This is a genomic window from Methanospirillum hungatei, from assembly GCF_019263745.1.
GTDB classification, from domain to species: domain Archaea; phylum Halobacteriota; class Methanomicrobia; order Methanomicrobiales; family Methanospirillaceae; genus Methanospirillum; species Methanospirillum purgamenti.
Window position 1 is genome coordinate 1,995,226 of record NZ_CP077107.1, and the last position, 20,085, is coordinate 2,015,310.

General features: G+C 47.6%; 20 protein-coding genes. 12 read left to right on the plus strand and 8 right to left on the minus strand.

Going from position 1 to position 20,085, the window contains the following annotated elements:
* The first annotated feature begins 1 nt into the window (after nucleotide 1).
* The 3 genes from KSK55_RS09585 (at nucleotide 2) to KSK55_RS09595 (ending at nucleotide 3,532) form a co-directional block, all read left to right on the plus strand.
* Nucleotides 2–1,009, plus strand: a complete 1,008-nt coding sequence (locus KSK55_RS09585; protein WP_218606747.1) for a cobalt-precorrin-5B (C(1))-methyltransferase — start codon at nucleotides 2–4, stop codon at nucleotides 1,007–1,009.
* Entirely contained in the window at nucleotides 1,006–1,587 is a 582-nt protein-coding gene (locus KSK55_RS09590) for a cobalt-precorrin-7 (C(5))-methyltransferase (protein ID WP_218606748.1), read from the plus strand. Before KSK55_RS09585 ends, KSK55_RS09590 begins: the two co-directional genes overlap by 4 nt.
* Nucleotides 1,588–2,002: 415 nt before the next feature.
* A complete protein-coding gene (locus tag KSK55_RS09595; protein WP_218606749.1) occupies nucleotides 2,003–3,532 on the plus strand; it encodes a hypothetical protein in 1,530 nt (509 codons plus the stop codon).
* Between the two features lie 98 nt (nucleotides 3,533–3,630).
* Here the strand turns inward: KSK55_RS09595 and KSK55_RS09600 are convergent, their stop codons facing one another.
* A complete protein-coding gene (locus KSK55_RS09600; protein WP_256663974.1) occupies nucleotides 3,631–4,485 on the minus strand; it encodes an HhH-GPD family protein in 855 nt (284 codons plus the stop codon).
* Between the two features lie 200 nt (nucleotides 4,486–4,685).
* On the opposite strand from KSK55_RS09600, the gene KSK55_RS09605 reads away from it, so the two are divergent.
* A complete protein-coding gene (locus tag KSK55_RS09605; protein WP_214419877.1) occupies nucleotides 4,686–4,895 on the plus strand; it encodes a hypothetical protein in 210 nt (69 codons plus the stop codon).
* A gap of 74 nt (nucleotides 4,896–4,969) precedes the next feature.
* Nucleotides 4,970–5,884, plus strand: a complete 915-nt coding sequence (locus KSK55_RS09610) for a radical SAM protein (protein ID WP_218606750.1) — start codon at nucleotides 4,970–4,972, stop codon at nucleotides 5,882–5,884.
* Nucleotides 5,885–5,901: 17 nt separating this feature from the next.
* Here the strand turns inward: KSK55_RS09610 and KSK55_RS09615 are convergent, their stop codons facing one another.
* From KSK55_RS09615 to mutS, 5 genes are all read right to left on the minus strand, one after another.
* Nucleotides 5,902–7,248, minus strand: coding sequence for a deoxyribodipyrimidine photo-lyase (locus tag KSK55_RS09615; RefSeq protein WP_218606751.1), 1,347 nt, complete (start codon nucleotides 7,246–7,248; stop codon nucleotides 5,902–5,904).
* A 246-nt stretch (nucleotides 7,249–7,494) separates the two neighbouring features.
* The gene (locus tag KSK55_RS09620) at nucleotides 7,495–7,695 is read right to left on the minus strand and encodes a DUF2283 domain-containing protein (RefSeq protein WP_218606752.1); all 201 of its coding nucleotides are present in this window, start codon (nucleotides 7,693–7,695) and stop codon (nucleotides 7,495–7,497) included.
* Nucleotides 7,692–7,934 carry a DUF4258 domain-containing protein gene (locus tag KSK55_RS09625; RefSeq protein WP_218606753.1) on the minus strand — a complete coding sequence of 81 codons (243 nt, stop codon included), beginning with the start codon at nucleotides 7,932–7,934 and terminating at the stop codon, nucleotides 7,692–7,694. Before KSK55_RS09625 ends, KSK55_RS09620 begins: the two co-directional genes overlap by 4 nt.
* Nucleotides 7,935–8,001: 67 nt before the next feature.
* Nucleotides 8,002–9,801 (minus strand): DNA mismatch repair endonuclease MutL, encoded by a 1,800-nt coding sequence (mutL, locus tag KSK55_RS09630; protein ID WP_218606754.1) that lies wholly within the window; start codon nucleotides 9,799–9,801, stop codon nucleotides 8,002–8,004.
* Nucleotides 9,798–12,476, minus strand: coding sequence for a DNA mismatch repair protein MutS (mutS, locus tag KSK55_RS09635; protein ID WP_218606755.1), 2,679 nt, complete (start codon nucleotides 12,474–12,476; stop codon nucleotides 9,798–9,800). Before mutS ends, mutL begins: the two co-directional genes overlap by 4 nt.
* Nucleotides 12,477–12,620: 144 nt before the next feature.
* Between mutS and argC the strand changes: the two genes are divergently transcribed.
* From argC to KSK55_RS09660, 5 genes are all read left to right on the plus strand, one after another.
* Nucleotides 12,621–13,607: an N-acetyl-gamma-glutamyl-phosphate reductase gene (argC, locus tag KSK55_RS09640; RefSeq protein WP_218606756.1), complete on the plus strand. Its 987-nt coding sequence runs from the start codon at nucleotides 12,621–12,623 to the stop codon at nucleotides 13,605–13,607.
* 10 nt (nucleotides 13,608–13,617) lie between these two features.
* Nucleotides 13,618–14,094, plus strand: a complete 477-nt coding sequence (locus KSK55_RS09645) for a CBS domain-containing protein (protein ID WP_218606757.1) — start codon at nucleotides 13,618–13,620, stop codon at nucleotides 14,092–14,094.
* Nucleotide 14,095: 1 nt separating this feature from the next.
* Complete coding sequence (gene argJ, locus KSK55_RS09650) at nucleotides 14,096–15,247, plus strand: bifunctional glutamate N-acetyltransferase/amino-acid acetyltransferase ArgJ (RefSeq protein ID WP_214421265.1); 1,152 nt, start codon at nucleotides 14,096–14,098, stop codon at nucleotides 15,245–15,247.
* Entirely contained in the window at nucleotides 15,244–16,128 is an 885-nt protein-coding gene (gene argB / locus KSK55_RS09655) for an acetylglutamate kinase (RefSeq protein WP_214419868.1), read from the plus strand. Before argJ ends, argB begins: the two co-directional genes overlap by 4 nt.
* An 89-nt stretch (nucleotides 16,129–16,217) precedes the next feature.
* A complete protein-coding gene (locus tag KSK55_RS09660) occupies nucleotides 16,218–17,318 on the plus strand; it encodes a cytochrome c biogenesis CcdA family protein (protein ID WP_218606758.1) in 1,101 nt (366 codons plus the stop codon).
* Nucleotides 17,319–17,321: 3 nt separating this feature from the next.
* Here the strand turns inward: KSK55_RS09660 and KSK55_RS09665 are convergent, their stop codons facing one another.
* Nucleotides 17,322–17,600 carry a chorismate mutase gene (locus tag KSK55_RS09665; RefSeq protein ID WP_218606759.1) on the minus strand — a complete coding sequence of 93 codons (279 nt, stop codon included), beginning with the start codon at nucleotides 17,598–17,600 and terminating at the stop codon, nucleotides 17,322–17,324.
* Between the two features lie 140 nt (nucleotides 17,601–17,740).
* Here KSK55_RS09665 and KSK55_RS09670 point away from each other — a divergent pair, with 140 nt between their 5' ends.
* Together KSK55_RS09670 and KSK55_RS09675 are read left to right on the plus strand one after the other, a co-directional pair.
* Complete coding sequence (locus KSK55_RS09670) at nucleotides 17,741–18,133, plus strand: hypothetical protein (RefSeq protein ID WP_218606760.1); 393 nt, start codon at nucleotides 17,741–17,743, stop codon at nucleotides 18,131–18,133.
* Between the two features lie 468 nt (nucleotides 18,134–18,601).
* Nucleotides 18,602–18,886, plus strand: coding sequence for an AlbA family DNA-binding domain-containing protein (locus tag KSK55_RS09675; protein WP_256663975.1), 285 nt, complete (start codon nucleotides 18,602–18,604; stop codon nucleotides 18,884–18,886).
* A gap of 20 nt (nucleotides 18,887–18,906) precedes the next feature.
* Here KSK55_RS09675 and KSK55_RS09680 read toward each other — a convergent pair whose 3' ends face one another.
* Nucleotides 18,907–20,085: a Coenzyme F420 hydrogenase/dehydrogenase, beta subunit C-terminal domain gene (locus tag KSK55_RS09680; protein ID WP_218606761.1), complete on the minus strand. Its 1,179-nt coding sequence runs from the start codon at nucleotides 20,083–20,085 to the stop codon at nucleotides 18,907–18,909.

Here is a 20,085-nt window from a genome sequence, read left to right on the forward strand (position 1 = left end):
CATGCAGGATCCGGTTAGCGGATTTACATATCCGGAGGAATGGGTCACTCTCTGTACAGACAAGACCTCACGCCTCCTTGTCAGTCAGGGTCTTGCGGTCCTTACTTCAGATGGAACGATACGAAGGCGTGGATTTACTACCGGGAGTTCCGCAGCTGCTGCAGCCAAGGCTTCAGTCCTCTCCCTCAAAAAAACCGGTATTACTGAAGTATCAATTCTTACCCCTACGGGTCTTCGTGTTCAGATACCGGTGTCAATAGACAGAGGAACCGGGGAATGTAGTAAATATTCCGGGGACTATCCGGGAGATGTGACGTCAGGACTGGTCTTTACAGCAGAAGCAACTGTCACCGATTCAGGAATTTCCCTTATCTTTGGCGAAGGGATCGGCAGATGGAGCCGTGACACTCCCCGGTACAAATCCGGAGATCCAGCAGTCTCTTACATGGCCAGAGATGAGATACAAACCGCAATAGAGGAGGCTGTGCAGGAAGCCGGGATATCTGGAGTGGCGGTCAGGATTTTTGCACGTCAGGGAAGAGAAGTTGCTGAAAAAACCCTGAATAAGATGGTCGGAGTTACAGAAGGAATATCCATACTTGGTACAACAGGGTTTGTTGAACCCTGGGATGATCACCTGGAGCAGGCCGCATGTGATCGGGCGGTTCATGCAGAACGGGTCGTGCTTACCACTGGCAGGATCGGTATGCGATATGCCCGGATGTTATTCCCAGACCATAAAGTCATCCTTGCTGGCTCCCGACTGGGCACTATTATTCCACATCTCACCGGTGAGGTTACCATCTGCGGTCTCCCTGCTCTTGTCTTAAAATATGTAAATCCCGCAATTCTTGAAGGAACCGGGTTTTCAACCGTTGAAGAATTCATGACAACCGAGCGCTTTCTGCCGGCCATGCAGGCATCTTTTCAGATCTATAAGAGCGCACACTCAAATGTCAGGATTGTCATTGTGAACCGGGAAGGAACGATCATCGGAGACTCCGGATGAAGATTGTTGGTGTAGGGTGCGGGCCGGGAATGCTGACTGAAGCGGCTATTGTAGCAATTCAAACAGGTAATCTTATCGTCGGTTCAGAACGCGCTCTAGAAATTGTCAAAAACTACATCTCCAAACATGCAGAAGTCCGGATCATTGAGGATTACAAAGCACTTCGGATACTTCCTTCCCATGCAATCGTACTTTCAACCGGGGATCCGATGATATCAGGACTTGGTTATCTTGGAGGAGAGATAATTCCCGGAATATCTTCCGTACAACTAGGTGCAGCAAAGACAGGTATCTCTTTAACAAACCTGTATCTTGTCACTGCTCATGGAAGAAATCATGACCAGGCAATTGCTGAATGCTGTGAAATGACAAGATCTCATAGAAAAACCTGTATTATTGGAGATCCTGCATTTCCAATCGAAAAATTAGCCAAACGACTAATATCTATTGATCCAAATTGTCGGATTGTTGTATGTGAAAATCTGGGTTACTCAGATGAGAAGATTTACGAAGGAACAGCTCAAGATCCTCCAGTGATTGAAGGAAAAATGTTTATTCTATTTGTTACCGGAACATAGAATAGAAACATAAACAAATTTTTAAGGAAAGGGGATTGGTCTCTGCTCCCTTGGGGCAGTCAACCAGTGATAATGGGTATCACAGAGACCAATGGGGTCTTCATCGAACATTCTCCTCCTACAAGAACCTCATGAATTGATACACACATTTGATGGGGGGTGTGAAATGAGGCATTTCACATGTATGCGTCAGGTGTTATTCGGATGGGGGGTGTCTCCATGCAGGTTCTAATGCAGAGAGGTAATTATAGATTATCACTGAGATATATTAAATTTAGCCTTTGGGATCCTATAAATTGCTGTTTAGAATAATATTTCAGGATATAAATTTAGGCAACCAGATTTAATGCAAATTTAGAATTCATTATGCTGAAAACAAAAAATTATAAAATATATTGCATGCCTATTAGGATATGTGAAAACTACAACCCGTGTCAAAAAGATCAACGGGCATGAATACCTGTATGAGATCACCTATTATTACGATAAAGAAACCAGGAGAACCAGACAAAAGAGCAGATACCTGGGAAAAAATATCGATGGGCAACCGGTCAGAGTAAGGGAAAAAGCAAAAACCCCTGAACGGGTCTATGCTTTTGGAGAATTCATTCCCTATCTTCAGGCAGTAAAAACCTTGCATATTCAGGAGATCTTAGCAGCACATCTGACAGACCATGAAGTCAGGCTCTTTTTAACCCTCCTTTTTGCAGGTATTCATCATCCAGATGCATTACATTCACCCGCTTCATGGTATGACGGGACTGTTCTTCCACGGTTTTTTTCTGGGCTAAAAATAACTGCACAAAACATTACCCGACTTTTGAAAAAACTGGGAGAAGGATCAATACACCTCAGTATCTGCCGTTCCTTATCACAGATACCAGAAAGCGGAAATATGAGAATAAGCACGGTTAACATTCCGATGATCCAGGAAACATCATGGTTTAAAGGAATCTCTCACCATGGAATTGAACCTATTGCTCTGTTTTACGATAATATAGAAAATATTCCCGTCGGATATCTTTCAACGGCCCAATACCTCATCACATCAGATCTCATCAAAGCGGTTAACGCCGGAATGCGCCTATTTTCTGGAAAAAAAGGCGTAATCATATCAGGAAAAAACTATTCATCATCAATGAACCTGTATGGAGCGATATATAGTGAATTGCCTGTTATCTTCCCACTTGATCCTGACCATGACATAATAAAAGAGGAGATAAAGCATTACAGGACCGATTTGATGCATCCAAAAAACCTCAAAATTTTCCGCGGTGAAACATTGTTTGTTATTCCGGTAAACCTCACTCTAGAAACAGTGAATTTAAAGGGATATATCATCTACAGCCCACGAAAAGAGGAGGAGATCAGAGAGAGATTCAGCGAAGATGTGAATCTCATTCTTGAAAATTTAAATGATAAACCAATTTATAAGTGGGTGAATCCGGCCGAAGCAGTTGCGGATGTTGCTGGTAAGTATGAACCATTCCTTCAATGGCGAGTCCAGAATAATAGAATATTAGTTGATGTGAAAAAGAAAGCATTGGGTAAATATTTAAAAAATAGTGGAATATCGGTCATCATTTCCGGAGACCCTGAGTACCAGTGGGATACCTGCCTTGAATGGCTCGAGGAACGAGCAAAATCTGAAAATTTCCTCACTACATTTATTAAAAATTTTCAAGTATTCCCACTTTCTGTTGATAGTGAAATTATGCGAAACGGAGCGTTCCTTATTGCATTTATCGCCCATGTGATAACCAACTGGGTTCATGTACAGTATGAAAAATCGGGACTGTTATCTATTTACACTGCCGAAAAAATTGCTCTTGAACTGACAAAAATCCGTCTCATCGGCCTTGGAAATGACAGAGTTCTGATAACCGGGCTCTCATCCAGACAAAAAGAGATTCTTGATACACTTAAATGGACTGCCGAAGTATAATAGGAAGTAGGATTGCTATATTCTAATTAGGCAGCTTTTCTAAAGTTGAAGACCTAATTGAAAAATTAGGCAGGCCATCAAAAACGCATTTAAGTGACTCACAGAAAGAAGTCTTTACTATCAAGAAACCGGATAAGAGACCCATCCCTCATCAGAAGGCCCTCATGTATCATCTGCCCGAGAATCCGATCCGTCCGCTCCTTCTCACTCTGGATTTTCTGATGGATGATGTCAACCGCTGTAGGACCCTCATCTAATAGGATTTTCAGGATTCTCCCCCGAATCTCCCTATCACTCCCGGAGAATTTCGATTGCACCGCATAATGCCTGCTCCGGCGGTTCGGATTCTCTATTGCCCCCGCAAGATATGTTCCGTAATCCATGATACTGTAATACCAATCCCGGGGGTGCGTGTGGTCAAGAGTCCGGTTGAGCACCGGATAGATCTCTTTATCTGATACGCTCCCCCGGTCCTGAAAAAAATGGTGAATAAAAACGCGGCGGACATTTGTCTCAATGAATACTACCGGGCGATCATAGGCGAACACAACTATCGATCCTGCAGTTGCGGCGCCAATTCCAGGAAGCGTCTGTAGTACTGCTGGGTCATCAGGAACAACTCCGTCCCACCGGTTCATTATCTCCTGTGAAATCTGAAGGAGGTATTTTGCCCGTCGGTTATAGCCAAGTCCCTGCCATACCCGCAGGACATCCTCAAGTGATGCCTGCGCAAGAGCCGCAAAATCAGGGAAAATCTGCATAAACTCCTCAAACTTTTTCAGGACCCGGGGGACCTGGGTCTGCTGCAGCATTATCTCAGATACAACAACCCGGTAAGGAGTAATCTCGTCCCTCCATGGCATGGGGCGCCGGTTCTTCAGATAAAACTCTGAAAGCATTGCATTGAACCGGTGTATTGATACAGAATCATCAGAGTCAAAAAATTCGTCCATGTAACCAGTCAACCAGAATCCCAAATATTAGTTATATTCTCCCCGTCTTCAGGATGTAGCATTCAAATATATCTCCTCACCTATAGAACAATCAGACAATAATAGTGCAAGAAAATGGATTATGTACGGAAATCAGTCTGTATCTCGCGGTATCCGAATCTACTTATTCACAGAAACCATTTGTATACACGAATATCTTTATGAAATCTGAAATTTCTGAATATCTAAAAGAAATCACCCCTGATATTATCAGTTCGAATTCTGACCCTGCCTTGGTAAACCGTTTACTCGGTATTATCGAAGAACTGCAGGATGAAGTGAAGCGTCTGAAAAGAACCCAGGGTTTTGATGTCGTCAGGGGCAAGAGACAAAAGCCACTGAACTACATAGCCGGAAAAGATAAGATCTAAATTTTAATCTTAAACCCCTACAGGGAACTGATCTCAATTTTTTTCTCCTGCCATGATGACTATTCCCCTGACAGATGACCAGTCCAGGGTACCTCACCATCTCCCGTGAACTTCTCATTTCCCGGATACACGCAATAGAGGAACGTTCTTCACCATGTATCCTCTGTCCCCGTCACTGCAGAGCCCTACGCTCCGATGGGGAGTATGGATTTTGCAGAATCGGTATCCATCCCCATGTTGCCTCATTCGGCCAGCATTTTGGCGAAGAACAGCCAATATCGGGGACCAAGGGATCAGGGACCATCTTTTTTACCGGATGCACCATGGGATGCATGTTTTGCCAGAACTATGAAATTAGCCATGAGCGGATGGGGAGGGAAATAACCGAACAGGATCTCGCAAACATCTATCTCCATCTTCAGGCGCAGGGATGCCATAATATCAATCTGGTCACCCCAACCCACCAACTCCCGGCAATCCTGAAAGCGCTCCTGATTGCATCAGATACCGGTCTTCATATCCCGATTGTGTATAATACAGGAGGATATGAAGACCCGGACACACTCCAGCTTTTGGAAGGAATCATCGATATCTATATGCCGGATTTCAAATTTGCAGACGAGCGGACAGGCAGCATACTGGCACATACACCTGATTACCCACAGATTTGTAAGGCAGCACTGAGTGAGATGCATCGTCAGGTGGGTGACCTTGCCCTTGAGAACGGTATTGCAACACACGGACTCCTCATCCGGCACCTTCTCCTCCCCGGAAGGAGTGAAGAGTCAGAAAAGATTATCCGTTTCATCGCTGATCAGATCTCCCCGAATACCTGGCTCAATATCATGGACCAGTACCGTCCGGCTGGTGATATCAGGAGAACCTGTCCAGACGACTTTTCTGATCTTCTTCGCCGGGTATCACCTGAAGAAGTGGCGAGGGCAATCAGGATTGCAAAAGAGAGGGGCCTTATCAGGGGCCTTGAGTAAATTAGCCAACATCAGGTTCAGGAATAGAGTTCAAGTGTCCGATCTACCCATCCATCCAGCCTGAACTTCCGCCTGAGTCCTGCCTCATTCATGAACCGGATGGTTCCAAAAATAGGTCTCTCCTTCCATGGCCGGTCATGTTTTCCAAAACACCAGGCAACCCCGCAGAATCCGTTCGGGTCCCGTCCATCGAGTTCATACCGGTTATTGAGAGAAAGCGCAACAGCATATGCCTCTTCAGGTGTTTCGGTCCATTCAAGGATCTTTTTCCCCCAGTACATTCGCAGGTATCCATGCAGATAGCCGGTCCGAATCATCGAGAGTTGCATCGCATTCCAAGCCGTATCATGAGTCCTGCACTGCTCAAAATCTGCCAGTGTGTATGAATACTCCCGTGAATCCATCCGGTGTTTCCCAAGGGTCTTCCTCGTCCATTCCGGAAGGCCATCATAATGATCATAGCGGGGATTATACCAGACAAAATTATGTGATAACTCCCTCCGAACGATGAGTTGTTCCAGGAACGCATTTGTTCCTGGTCCGGGATGGTCCATCACTCGGAGGGCGATATCAAGCGGTGATATTTGGCCGAAATGAAGGTATGCGCTTAAATATGATGTTGCCCGGGCTGTCGGATCATTATGGGTGGCCTCATACCGGTCGATAGTCCCGGAAAGAAATGCAGAGAGATAATGGTCTGCAGCGGTCTCTCCTCCGGGAAGGAACTGAGGAGAAGTATCATCAGTAACAGGTTCCTGGTTAAACTCGCGTTTTGTTGCGGACGAAATTTCCATGAATGGCTGATAGTCCGTCGATTCTACCTGCACATGCCGGGTGGTGAGGGGGTGCAGAAAGGCAGGCAGTTGTCGGGTAATTTTTGGCCTGAATGTTCCTGCCGACCATTCCTCTTTTGGTGAAGCAACCTGAACCGGTACGATCAGATTGGTCTCAACAACTACTACCTTACAGGGAACGGCATCAATGACCTTCTGCCTCCATTCCCGCTGAAGCCGGATCCAGCCCTGATCAGTAACTACCATGCAGGCATCGTCTGCTATCCGGGGAATGATATCAACCGGACTCCCGGACAGGATCTGAAATCCGATTCCCCGCTCGGAGAGAGAACGGTTCACATCCTGAAGACCTTCCCATAAAAACCGGTAATGAACAGGTGTTGCCTCAGAATAGGAGCGGACAAGGCAGAAGACGACGATAAGTGGTTTTTTCAGATCGTTCGATCTTTCGATGGCATATTCAAGGGCATGGTTAAACCTGGTCCTGACCGCTGATTGCATCCAGTAGAGGATGTACGAACCCTTCGGTTCCTGGTTATTGAAAGAAGTAATTCGTTCAGGCTGGATCATGAGTAATACCAGATGGCACAGGTTTTTTATATGGAAATATTACATGATTGTAGTAATCACAGATATGTAGTTCATCATGAGATGAGGACTTATGACTTGTGCATACTCGGTAATCTCATTATATTCTGATCGTTCTTCGACAACTGGGATTCACCGATCATAAAATTGATAATTTGAACCTTAAATAGGAAATAAAATGAGGATATTACCATAATATTTTCCCACAACGCTTATTATTATGTGACATCACTTTGTCTCTATTGAGAAATTTTTCATAATATTGCTTATTATCTGCTGACTCATGTTTAGAAGCTCAATACCAACAATTCGGTTATCTTCATCATAATCGAGAATAACTCCAGGTTGTATCTCCTCAGAATCCATAATCGGTGAGTCATGAAACCTCAGATAAAGAGCCTCATTTGCAGAATCTATTGTAATTTTCATTTTCGAACCCTCCGATCAAAGAACACTGTGATAATTCTTTGTGGATGAACAGATGGATTGACAATTACCCGTAAAAACTTCCCCTTCCTCTCTGGTATTGCAGAAACATAATGCATCGTCCCATCTTCTCTCAATTCTGTGTAATCAGGATCTTCAATTGTTTTTCTAATCCACTCATGAGAAATATCACGTTCTTGGGCCATTGACAAAGCATGGATAGAAAAACAATAATTTGACATGAATGATTCCATCAATATTTGTTATCTATCATTTATTGAGATCGCATTTCATGAATGATTCTGCGAACTATACCCTCTTAAACATTTTACTTAATTCCTGACACGAAAACGAGATTATCGTCGGCCGGCCATGTGGACAGGTCCAGGGATCAGCGGTCTGTGACAACTGGGTGATAATATCCATCCCCTGTTCCGGAGTAAGCACTGCTCCGGCCTTGACCGCACTCCTGCAGGCAACCAGCCGGAGAACCTGCTCTTTTAACCTGACTGGTCCATCATCCTCTGAAAGGATGGTTCCTATTATCTCCCTGACCGTTTCAGGATCTTCATATCTTCCGAGGACCACCGGAACACCCCGTACACACCAGGTATCCTGACCAAAGGGCTCAATAATAAACCCTTCATCGGAGAGGACCGGAAGAACAGACGGGATAAGCCCGGCCTCGGAAGGGCTGAGGGTGAGCACTACCGGGGCAATCAGTTCCTGGGTTTTCAGGTGTAAAGACTCCTGCTCTTTTAGTTTATCATACCTGACCCGTTCATGGGCTGCATGCTGATCAATGAGAAATAATGCCCCGGTCTTGTCACTTGCGATAATATATGTCCCACCAACCTGCCCAATCCAGAAGAGTTCAGGAAACCGTTCATCCCTGACCAGACCCTCATCGACACTCTCCTGTAACCTCGTCTGCAGGAGCTGGCGTGACGTGGTCCGGTACCCGGCAAGAGTTGCTTCACATACCTGGCGTGCAACCGGTGCTGCTGCCATCGTCCCATACCGGATCGGAGTTGGTGCCGGAGAAGGAATATCAGAGAGAGAGATCTGGGAATCTTCATCCGGTTCAGTCGGGAGGTCAAGGAGATCTGCATCTTCAAGTGCTCTCCTGACGGTCCGGACAAGCAGGTCAAGGATCTTTCGTTCTGCAGAGAACCTGACTTCACGCTTGGTCGGATGGATGTTCGCATCGACCTCTGCAGGAGGGATTTCAAGCATCAGGACCGCAACCGGCCATACATTGCCAGGTATCAGCGATCCATACGCCCGTTTTACTGCAGATATCATCGCAGGAGACTGAACAAGACGACCATTTACTGCAATGAGAAACCGTTGCCTATTCTGCTTCACCAGTTTCGGGAGTGAGATCAGACCGGTCACGAGGGTATTTCCTTCCTCGCCTCTGATGGGGATCATCATCCCCGCCTCAGACGGGTACAATGCCCGGAAGATATCAGAAAGGTCAGATCCTCCATGGGTGGAATACTTCTCTATCCCGTTTACGAGATATCTGAAGGTGATGCCCGGATACAGGCAGGCAAATGACTCAAGAAGGGATGTGATGTGAGTAACCTCTGTCTGCAGGCTTTTCAGGAACTTTCGCCTGGCTGGTGTGTTGAAAAACACCTCCTCAACCATTATCGAAGTCCCGTTTGGAGCACCGGTCTCGGCACATTCGACGACCTCTCCCCCCGTGATCCGAAACCTGATTGCCGTCTCCGATTCCTTTGGCTTTGTAACCATCGTCACGTAGGAGACTGCTGCAATGCTTGCCAGTGCTTCACCCCGAAACCCAAGAGTTCGGCATGAAAGCAGATCATCACCGGTCCTGATTTTACTTGTGGCATGGGCAAGAAAGGCAATACTGACCTGATCAGAAGGGATCCCAACCCCGTCATCGGTGATTCGGATGCGGGATATCGCACCATGGGCGGTTGAGACTTCCACCGTAATCCGTGATGATGCTGCATCGATCGCATTCTCAACCAGTTCTTTGACGATTGAAACCGGACGATCCACCACCTCACCGGCAGCGATCAGATGGACGGTGGATTCATCAAGGACCTGGATGACCGGGGCAGATTCAATCATGGATGTTGTGCTTTCTCCTGCAGACCGGCGAGGATGCCAAGTGCCTGCATCGGTGTGATCTCATTCACCTGAAGCGAGCGGAGTTCTTCCCGGAGGGGATCCGGCCCTGACTCTCTCACCGGCTCTGTTCCTGCATCAAGAAGGATCATCTGGGTGTACCGCTTGACACCTCCGCCCATCGGATCCTCCCCGCTCATGATACGTTTCATCAGTTCTTCAGACCGGGTGACAACCGAAGCCGGGACTCCGGCCAGCTGAGCTACATGAATACCATAACTCCGGTCAGTTGCACCGGGCACCAGTTTGCGGAGAAAAATGATATCCCTGTCAGTCTCCTTTACCGCGAAATGACAATTCCTGACTCGCTTTAGGTCTGCTTCTATCCCGACTATCTCATGGAAATGGGTCGCAAAAAGACATCGCGGCCCTTTTGACCTCTTTCCATGAAGATGTTCAAGGACCGCTTTTGCAATACAGTACCCGTCAAGGGTGCTGGTCCCTCTGCCGATCTCATCCAATATGACCAGGCTCCTCTCCGTTGCATGGTTGAGGATAGTTGCAAGCTCCATCATCTCGACCATAAAGGTACTCTGCCCGGAGGCAAGGTCATCAAATGCTCCGACTCTCGTAAATATCCGGTCAACAACCCCGACTCTGGCGTAGGTTGCTGGAACATAACTCCCCATCTGGGCAAGAATGATGATCAGGGCCACGCTCCGCATGTATGTGGACTTTCCGGCCATATTTGCCCCGGTGATGATGAGAATCTGGTCCTCCCCTGCCGAGAGCTCTGCATCGTTGGGGACAAATCCTCCTCCGATGCTGCTTTCCACCACTGGATGACGCCCCTCCCGGATCAGAAGGGTTGGTTCATCAATCAGTTCAGGCCTGACATACTGGTGTTTGAGTGCTGCTTCAGCAAGTCCGGCATAGAGATCAATCATTCCAACCGCCTGGGCGATCTCCTGAATGGCCGGGACCTCCAGGCTGGCCTTTTCGAGAATATCCCTGAATATCTCCTCTTCAAGACTCAGCAGCCGCTCATCTGCCGTTGCAATCTGTGACTCCATCTCGCGGAGTGCAGGAACGGTGTATCGCTCTCCGTTCGCTGTTGTCTGGCGGCGTTCATAATCATCAGGAACGCTCGCGAGATTTGCTTTTGTTATCTCGATATAGTATCCAAAAACCGCGTTGTATTTTATTTTCAGGGATTTTATCCCGGTCCGTTCCTTCTCCTGCTGCTCAAGATCCGCAATCCACTGCTTCCCGTTCCGTGAGATAGACCGGAGATGATCAAGCTCCTCATGATACCCGTCCTGTATCACACCACCTTTTCTGACCAGGGCGGGTGGATCCAGGGCAATTGCCTTGGTAATAAGATCAGCGAGAGGAGTAATATCCCTGATTCCGGCGATTGCATCAGACAGTTCTTCAGGAATGTTACTCTCGTTAGAAAGGATAGACTTGAGATTTTTCACCGATTCATGTGCTCCTGCAAGGGTTACCAGGTCACGTGGACTTGCATTCCCATAGCTGATCCGGCCGGCAATCCGCTCAAGATCAGGGAACCGGTGGATACAGGTCCGAACCTCATGCCTGATTGCTGACCGGTCAATACAATATGAAACGGCATCAAGCCTGCGGTTAATCGCATCTGGATCCAGAAGGGGTGCTGCAATCCGTCGCCTCAGCAGACGGCGCCCCATCGGGGTCAGGGTCATATCAATGGTTACAACAAGGGTCCCTTCTTCGGTCCGGTCCCGGATATTCGAAAGCACTTCCAGATTTCGCAGGGTGACGGCATCAAGGACAAGGTGTGATCGGAGATCTGATCGATGAACTGACCTGATATGGGATAATGCATCAAACTGAGTCTTCTGGGCATAGGCAAGGGCAGCCCCTGCTGCAATGGTTCCTGCAGGATAACCGGCACAGGGCAGATCTTCCAGGGATGTGACACCAAACTGCCGGCAGAGAACCTCCTCTGCGGATGCCATCGTGAACAATGAGGGATCCTGGGATGATACAAGCGGTAGGGCAAGATGCAAAAACCGTACCAGATCCTCACCGGCACCTGCAGGGATGATACATTCCGACGGATGATATCGTGCTGCTTCAGACCGGATGCCATCGTTCATATCCTGTAAGGGGATATCGGTAAACTGAAAATCACCGGTTGAAATGTCGATGAAAGAAAGCCCGACCCGTTTCTTTTTCAGGTCAGGCCAGACTGCCATCAGGTATCGTGCCTGTTCGGTTGAGAGGAGAGCGGCATCAATGACGGTTCCCGGTGTGACGACCCTGACAACCGCCCTCTTCACAATCCCTTTCGCTTTTTTCGGATCCTCGACCTGCTCGCAGATGGCGACCTTGTATCCTTTGCTGATCATGCGGGACAGGTAGGTATCGACAGCATGGTACGGAACCCCGGCAAGCGGAATCTCCTGACCGTCCGGCATCCGGCCCCGTGAGGTCAGGGTGATATCAAGTTCTCTGGCACAAATCCGGGCATCCTCACAGAACGTCTCATAAAAATCACCCATCCGAAAGAAGATGACACAGTCCGGGTACTGCTGCTTTGCATCGTAAAATTGTTGCATTGCCGGCGTAATTTTCCCCGGTTTCTCTGCATTTACTTTTTGCCCGGTTTCTTTCGGGGCTGCCGGATCACTCATAACTAGTACACATTTAGGAAGAAAGGCCAAAATGGTAACCACATCCTTCTGAAACCATACATGTTTCAGGATGATTTACAATTCAAACGCGATTCAGCCGTAATAATGATAGTATTAAACCTCTAAAAAATGAGAAACTCTTCTATGAAAGCTGCAATCATCGGCGCTTCCGGATACACCGGTGGCGAACTGATCCGACTGATGCAATCACACCCTCATGTGACCATTGATGTCGCAACATCCCGACAGCTGGCAGGAAGGCCGGTGACGTCACAACATCCCCATCTCAAAGGTTTTTGTGATCTTACCTTTGAAAACCCGGAGATATCTGCACTTGATACAGATATCGCATTCCTCGCAGTCCCACACACGGCCGCCATGGCATATGTTCCGGACCTGATGGAACAGGGAATAAAAATAATTGATCTCTCTGCTGATTACCGGCTCCCGAAAGCAGTCTTTGAAGAAGTCTACGGGACGCCACATACCGCATGGAAAGATATCCCCTATGGATTATGTGAATTACATCGTGATGCCTGTAAAAATGCACCCTTCGTCTCCAATCCTGGCTGTTTTCCAACTGGTGCTACCCTGGCATCAGCTCCCCTGGCAAAAAAAGCTCATACAGTCATTTATGACTCAAAGACTGGGGTATCAGGTGCCGGTGACAGCCCGTCAGCAACGACCCACTTTCCAAATGTCGGGGACAACCTGACGGCATATAAACTGACCAGTCACCGTCACCTGGCCGAGATGAGACAGGAACTAGCCCACCTTGGATCAAAGGCCCGGTGTTACTTCACCCCCCATCTGCTTCCGGTGAACCGTGGTATTCTGACCACCGCACATATCCTGCTTGATGAACCACTCGAGCAGAAAGAGGTTGAGAAATTATACCAGGATTATTACCGGAACGAACCATTTGTCCGGTATCAGCGACCCTCCCTCAATGCAGTCAGGGGATCCAACTTCTGCGACCTGATCGTTGAAGCTTCAGAGGACCGGATCGTCGCCGTATCAGTCATTGATAACCTGGTAAAGGGAGCAAGTGGTCAGGCAATACAGAATATGAACCTGATGTGCGGATGGGACGAAACACTCGGGCTGATGAATCCGGGGATGCTTCCCTGATGGAGAGAATATGATTGTTCGAGATGCAATGACCAAGGACCCGGTGACCTGTCAGGCAGGCGATTCAATTGCTGATGTTGCCGGAGTAATGCGCAGCAGAAAGATTGGTGGAATTCCCATTCTTGAGGGGAATACACTTGTTGGTATCGTTACCGAGACTGATATCATACAGCTCCTCATGACAAAAGGACCCTCTGATGATCTCTGGCTTCCATCCCCCCTTGAGATCATCGAACTTCCAGTCAGGGAATTTATCAACTGGGAACATACCAAAAAGGCCCTGACCGATATCAGACAAAAGAAGATAGCAGACATCATGAGTAAACCGGTGATCACCATCTCCCCGGATGATGATATCGAATCTGCAGCACAGCAGATGCTCGAGAAGAAGATTGATCGGCTCTGTGTTACAGAAAATAACAGGCTTGTTGGAATAATCACCCGAGAGGACATTGTCTGGTCCCTGGCTGGCGATAAGGATGCGTAAAATGCAGTCAATTTGTGCGATAGAGGGAGTAAAAGCAGCAGGAATCAAAGAGGGCAAATATGGTCTTGCACTTATTGAGGCGGAAGGAACTGCAGCAGCTGCATTTACCATGAATAAGGCGAGCGCAGCCCCCATCATCCTCATGCGTGAACGGATGAAGAAGGGATACCTGACCGCCACCATAACAAACAGTGGATGTGCAAATGCCCTGACTGGAAAACAGGGAATATCAGATGCCATGGAGATGGCAGTAATTGCCGGTGAGTACCTTGGTGTAGAACCGGAGACGGTTGGTGTTGCCAGTACCGGAGTCATCAGCCGGTACCTGAACCTGCCCCTGATCCGGGACCAGTGCTCACGCATCTCCCCAACCCTCACCCATAGTGCGGATGCAGAGATCACCGCAGCACGGGCCATCATGACAACCGACCTGACCGAAAAACACGCTCTTGTGGAGCGTGACGGTTTTGTTATCGGTGGTATATGTAAAGGATCAGGGATGATTGCACCAAACATGGGCACCATGCTCGGATATGTGTACACCGATGCAGAAATAAGCCAGCAGGATCTGCAGGGTGCACTTAAATCAGCAGTCAGACGGAGCTTTAACCGGGTTGTGGTTGACGGAGATACCAGTACCAATGATGTGGTGTTTCTCACCGCAACCGGAGCAGCAGGAAAAGTCCCGAAGGATGAGTTTGCCAGAGCTCTAGAGGAGTGCTGCACCATCCTTGGAAAACAGATCGCAAAGGATGGGGAGGGAGCCACAAAGATGATCGAGGTTGTTGTCAGAAACGCTCTGACCGAAGATGACGCAGACCTCATCGCACGGACCATTGTCGGATCTCCCCTGGTTAAGACCGCCGTGTACGGAGAGGATCCGAACTGGGGACGTATCGTTGCTGCTGCCGGCCGGTCTGGTGCAGAGATAGATCCTGAGATCGTCTCATGCTGGATTGCGAACCGGAACATCCGGGCACAGGTATGCGACCGGGGAACTATCGCTGCAGATCTCTCACAGGCGAAGGCTGCCCTCTCCGGCGGTGAGGTCAGGATTGAACTTGACCTTGCCCTTGGAAAAGAGCATGCGACGGCCTGGGGCTGTGACCTGACTGAAAAATATGTTGAGATTAACGGGAAGTACACCACATGAAGCGTGAAGACGTTCTGATGGAGGCACTGCCCTACATCCAGAAGTTTCATGGCAGGAGCATGGTCATCAAGCTGGGCGGTCATGCCATGGTCGACACCTGCATCATGGACACGGTCATCCGTGATGTTGTTCTCCTCCAGCTGGTCGGAATCAAGTGTGTAATTGTTCACGGAGGAGGGCCTGAGATCACCGAGAAGATGAAGGCCATGGGGAAACAGCCCCGTTTCGTTTCCGGGCTTCGGATAACTGATGATGACACCCTGGAAGTTGCCCAGATGGTCCTTGTCGGCAAGATAAATTCAAAGATAGTGTCCCTCGTTTCCCGTGCCGGGGGGCGGGCTGTTGGAATCTCTGGAAATGACGCCAACCTCATCATCGCCAGAAAGATGGACCGGCAGAAGGTCAGAGTTGACAACCGGGAGGAAGAGGTTGATCTCGGGCATGTCGGGGAGATAGAAGAGATTCGGCCTGCTCTCCTCCATACTCTGCTTGATAACCAGTTCATCCCCGTCATCTCTCCGCTTGCCATTGACCGGAGCGGCAATGATCTGAACATCAATGCAGATACCGCAGCCGGTGAACTTGCAATCGCTCTTGGTGCACACAAACTGATCAGCATGACTGATGTGGATGGCATCATGAACCGTGAGCGGACTGAGGTATACCGGCGGATGACACCACAGGATGCCGAGGATCTGATTGCATCAGGCGTAGTATCCGAAGGAATGATCCCAAAAGTGCTGGCAGTTCTTCGTGCCCTTCATGGCGGGGTTCCCTATGCCCACATCATCAACGGCAACCTTGCCCACAACCTGATCATGGAACTCTTCACTGCTGAGGGAGTAGGGACCATGATCACCGACCGAAGCGACGAGGTGTAACGGCTACGACAATACTGCAGAAATATCTCCTCGCTGGCATTATAACTGTCATTCTCCTGACATGTCTGACGGGACCAGCCAGTGGTTCAGTGTATCTGAAGAACGGAACTGAGATAAGCGAAGATACTGCGTATATCACCATTCTCCAGGATCCGAATACAACAGCAGAAATCCTCTCCATCCAGTTTTTTTACAATATCCATTGTGGTGCCTGTCACAGTGCCATAGCGTACTTGGATGAATACCGGTCTGCCAACCCGGGCATCGTTATCTCGTACCATGACCTGTTTAATAGTACCGAGAATAGAGAATTGTTTGAAAATAGCAAAGCGGAGTATAACCGGCAGTATGCATCAGTTCCGATCATCTTTATGGGAAATGCAGTACTTGAGGGGGACTATGCCATCAGGACAAATTTTGAACCCCTGGTGAGTGGATATGAAAAGCTGAATCAGAAAGGATTCTCATTCCCTTCACTTCCACAATTTACAACCTCGTCTCAATCAAATACAGACGGGACGGATATCAGTATTCCTCTGATAGTCGGAGCAGGACTTCTTGATGGTATTAATCCCTGTGCTTTTGCAGTCCTTGTGATTCTGCTGATATATCTGATGTCACTTGGTAGCAGACAGAAGATGATTCTGGCAGGGATCGTCTATTCAGCGGCGGTCTTTTTCTTCTACTTCCTGTCCGGAGTGGGGATCTTCACCATTATCCAGACAACCGGGCTGGTCAAAGGATTCTCCTTTGTGGCGGCAGTGATTGCGATCATTGCTGGTATTCTGATGATAAAGGATGCATTTTATCCGGGAAAGGGTCCATCATTAGCAATTCCGGAGGGGAGAAAAGGAACAATAAACCGGTATATTGAAAAGTCAACCATCCCATCGGCTTTCGTGCTTGGAATTCTGGTCGGGATGTTTGAACTTCCCTGCACTGGTGGAATTTATCTCGCCATCCTGTCGATGATATCGCTCCGGACTGATGTTAGCGGAGGTCTTGGATACCTTCTCATCTATAACTTTGCATTCATCATTCCGCTTCTGGTCATTATTGCCCTGCTTGCCTGGGGCCTGCCACCGGAGCGGGTGAACGAGTTCAGGATTGAACAAAGAAGAGTGATCCGGATAATCATAGGATGTATTATGTTTTTCTTTGCAGCCATCATCCTGATGGAGTTATTCTAACTATTACTCCTTTTTTTCCCGCCACTGCTCCTGAAACTCTTCGCTCATCCTGACCAGTATCTGAAATATCTCCCGGATGGGTGCAGGGTCCAGGCCGAGATTATTGGATTCTGTTGTGGCCCGATCAAGGACAGCATTGGCCTGATCAGGGATCCGAACGGGAAGTCCCTGCCGTTCTTTTTCCCGGGCTATGTCCTCTACAATACTCATTCTTTCTGCTATAAGGGTGATAATTGCATGATCTTTATCTTCGATAGATGATCTGAGCGTATCAAGTGACATGTCGATACATCATTGGTTTTGATACCTAATAGGAGAAACAGATGGCTACCATGAAAGAACGGATTGGAATTTTTTTCTGACAAGTCTCCCTTTCCGGAGACTCTCACCCTTTATTTGATCACAAGGTCACATATCTGAAGATGAATTTCACGTTGAAAACAATCCTATATGGTATTCTCGTCTGGCTGGTTCCATTTATCATCGCAATTCCATTCTATTCACCCGAAGGAGCACTCCTGGTTGATGTGCATTTTTTTAAGACAATCATGATCCTGGCCGGTGGAGTTATCGGTGCAGTACTTCTGACCAGACTTTTTTCGGAGATATCTGACCGGTATGTCAGAAAGGGCTGGATGATCGGGGGAATATGGCTTGTCATCAACTGGTTTCTGGACATCGGGATACTTCTCCCTCTGAATGGTATGGATATCCCAACCTACTTCGGAGAGATCGGACTCCGGTATCTTATGATTCTGATCATGAGTGTAATGGCAGGATATATCACAGAAAATGTAATCAATAAAGCCAAATAAGGGCTAAAAATCCGTAAAAATCGAAAAATGCATAATATTGAGTAGTGAATATATGAAACAGAACTCCAGCGGTTCTTATCTTTGGCCTTGAGTAACAAAAATACTCATGAATTGAGCCGGAATTCTTATTATTTATATGGGACAAATATTCGGGAACAAAATCCCCCATATTATAACTTATTCTTGAAAATGATGGCGCAATGCAGACATATAGAAGCCCACTATTCCAGATCAATTTAAAGGGGTGTTAGACATAGGCTCAGGGAATGATCAGAGAATAGCGTCCCGTTATAAGTATCACATTTTAAGTCATTTATTATCTTAAATATTGAATTAAATTGCAATATGAACACGAATATTAAAAATAAATTTAACCCCGTGTTTTAAGGAAAGGAACTCAAAAAAATAATTCTGGATAAATACACAGGGATTATTGAAGAAGAAAAACAAAGTAAAATGAAGAGTCACATGCTCACAAAAGATCTGCTTGAGATAATCTCTCATGGTGAGAACTCAGGTGTCGAATTCAAGAGAGACGGGATAAAACCTGAGCTACTCGCGAAAGAGATCGTGGCTCTGGCAAATCATCGTGGTGGAATGATCCTCATTGGGGTAGAAGATGACGGAACCATCTGCAGAATTCAGCCTGATGATCTGGAGACCTGCGTATTTGACACCGTTTTTGCCAGATATGTCCATCCTATTATTCTTCCTTTTTATGAAACGATCCAGGTTGAACCGGGAAAGAAATAGTTCTAATCAGCCCAAAAAAATTAATTGGAATAATCTGGTTTTCCAAGTTTTGGCTCAAAAGCGAGATCAGCCTCACTCCTGATCGCATGAGAGAACAATGCCAGCGGAATATCCATAGCACATAGCTCCTCACACTGACCACAGTTGACGCATGAATCTGAAATATGGGCAAACCGTCTCATATGGAACATGGGTGACGGGGGCAGTGCACCCTGCTCGACCATGAGCGATTTCGTCTCAACTCCGTTATTCGAAACAGGCATACAGACCGGGCAGTTCTCAATACAGGAGTAACACTTGATACACCGGGACGTCTCCTCTGCAATTTTATTCCAGAGATCAGCCTTGAGTGAGGTAAAGTCCTTTTTCCGCCACTTCTGACCAAGTTTCACCATCGCACCCTCAACCTTCTTTCTGATCTCAATTCCCTTGGGATCAGCCGGAGCAGTTGCAATAGCACCACCCTTTACGGCTTTTTGCAGGAGATCTGCACCCTTGTCACTGCAAACTTCAACAAAAGTTGCTTTCCCGGCCTTATCGCCGATGACTCCCCAGTTACCACATGCAAGATCAGCCTGACGGGGCACTTTGTACAGGCATCGGCGACAGTTGGACCGTCGCCCATAGCCGCCATCTTCCAGTTCATCTATCGAGATCCCCTTATGCCCCCCTTCATATTCGATGATGAACTGACCCTTGTCTATCTCCTCTTTGTGGACAAGGTTCGGATCCACATCATAGACCTCCTTTATCATTGATCTGGCCTTGACCGGGGAGACGGTACCACCACAGTTCACCCCGATGAGAAGCAGGTTAGAGAGGTTCACCCCTTTGCGTTTTGCGAGTTCATGGAGCGCCATGAGATCACAGCCTTTAACGGTAACGGCAAGTTTTTTGTCTGGTGAACCCTTCTGGAACTTTTGAACCACTTTTGCAAGCAGGAGCGTTCCACAATGCAGGGAACCGGCAGTTCCGGCAAGCTTGTCTGGATCAGTGACGATGGTCGGAACCGCATCATAAATATCCTGTCCTCTCTGCACAGCAAGAACGGCATCCACCATTTTGTTGGCAAGGGCATATTTTAAGAGACCTGTGACCGCACCACCACATTCTGCCTTTTGTGCAATCTTGTCCTCAGTCGTCCATGCATAAACCATTTCACCAGCCTTGACGGCAGGTTTTGATTCAAAAAGTCCCAT

What these genes read in the sequence shown, in the direction of transcription:
- KSK55_RS09585 (WP_218606747.1), top strand. Translation starts at nt 2, where the DNA reads ATGCAGGATCCGGTTAGCGGATTTACATATCCGGAGGAATGGGTCACT.
- KSK55_RS09590 (WP_218606748.1), top strand. Translation starts at nt 1,006, where the DNA reads ATGAAGATTGTTGGTGTAGGGTGCGGGCCGGGAATGCTGACTGAAGCG.
- KSK55_RS09600 (WP_256663974.1), bottom strand. Translation starts at nt 4,485, where the DNA reads ATGGACGAATTTTTTGACTCTGATGATTCTGTATCAATACACCGGTTC.
- KSK55_RS09605 (WP_214419877.1), top strand. Translation starts at nt 4,686, where the DNA reads ATGAAATCTGAAATTTCTGAATATCTAAAAGAAATCACCCCTGATATT.
- KSK55_RS09610 (WP_218606750.1), top strand. Translation starts at nt 4,970, where the DNA reads ATGACCAGTCCAGGGTACCTCACCATCTCCCGTGAACTTCTCATTTCC.
- KSK55_RS09615 (WP_218606751.1), bottom strand. Translation starts at nt 7,248, where the DNA reads ATGATCCAGCCTGAACGAATTACTTCTTTCAATAACCAGGAACCGAAG.
- KSK55_RS09620 (WP_218606752.1), bottom strand. Translation starts at nt 7,695, where the DNA reads ATGAAAATTACAATAGATTCTGCAAATGAGGCTCTTTATCTGAGGTTT.
- KSK55_RS09625 (WP_218606753.1), bottom strand. Translation starts at nt 7,934, where the DNA reads ATGTCAAATTATTGTTTTTCTATCCATGCTTTGTCAATGGCCCAAGAA.
- mutL (WP_218606754.1), bottom strand. Translation starts at nt 9,801, where the DNA reads ATGATTGAATCTGCCCCGGTCATCCAGGTCCTTGATGAATCCACCGTC.
- mutS (WP_218606755.1), bottom strand. Translation starts at nt 12,476, where the DNA reads ATGAGTGATCCGGCAGCCCCGAAAGAAACCGGGCAAAAAGTAAATGCA.
- argC (WP_218606756.1), top strand. Translation starts at nt 12,621, where the DNA reads ATGAAAGCTGCAATCATCGGCGCTTCCGGATACACCGGTGGCGAACTG.
- KSK55_RS09645 (WP_218606757.1), top strand. Translation starts at nt 13,618, where the DNA reads ATGATTGTTCGAGATGCAATGACCAAGGACCCGGTGACCTGTCAGGCA.
- argJ (WP_214421265.1), top strand. Translation starts at nt 14,096, where the DNA reads ATGCAGTCAATTTGTGCGATAGAGGGAGTAAAAGCAGCAGGAATCAAA.
- argB (WP_214419868.1), top strand. Translation starts at nt 15,244, where the DNA reads ATGAAGCGTGAAGACGTTCTGATGGAGGCACTGCCCTACATCCAGAAG.
- KSK55_RS09665 (WP_218606759.1), bottom strand. Translation starts at nt 17,600, where the DNA reads ATGTCACTTGATACGCTCAGATCATCTATCGAAGATAAAGATCATGCA.
- KSK55_RS09670 (WP_218606760.1), top strand. Translation starts at nt 17,741, where the DNA reads ATGAATTTCACGTTGAAAACAATCCTATATGGTATTCTCGTCTGGCTG.
- KSK55_RS09675 (WP_256663975.1), top strand. Translation starts at nt 18,602, where the DNA reads ATGCTCACAAAAGATCTGCTTGAGATAATCTCTCATGGTGAGAACTCA.
- KSK55_RS09680 (WP_218606761.1), bottom strand. Translation starts at nt 20,085, where the DNA reads ATGGGACTTTTTGAATCAAAACCTGCCGTCAAGGCTGGTGAAATGGTT.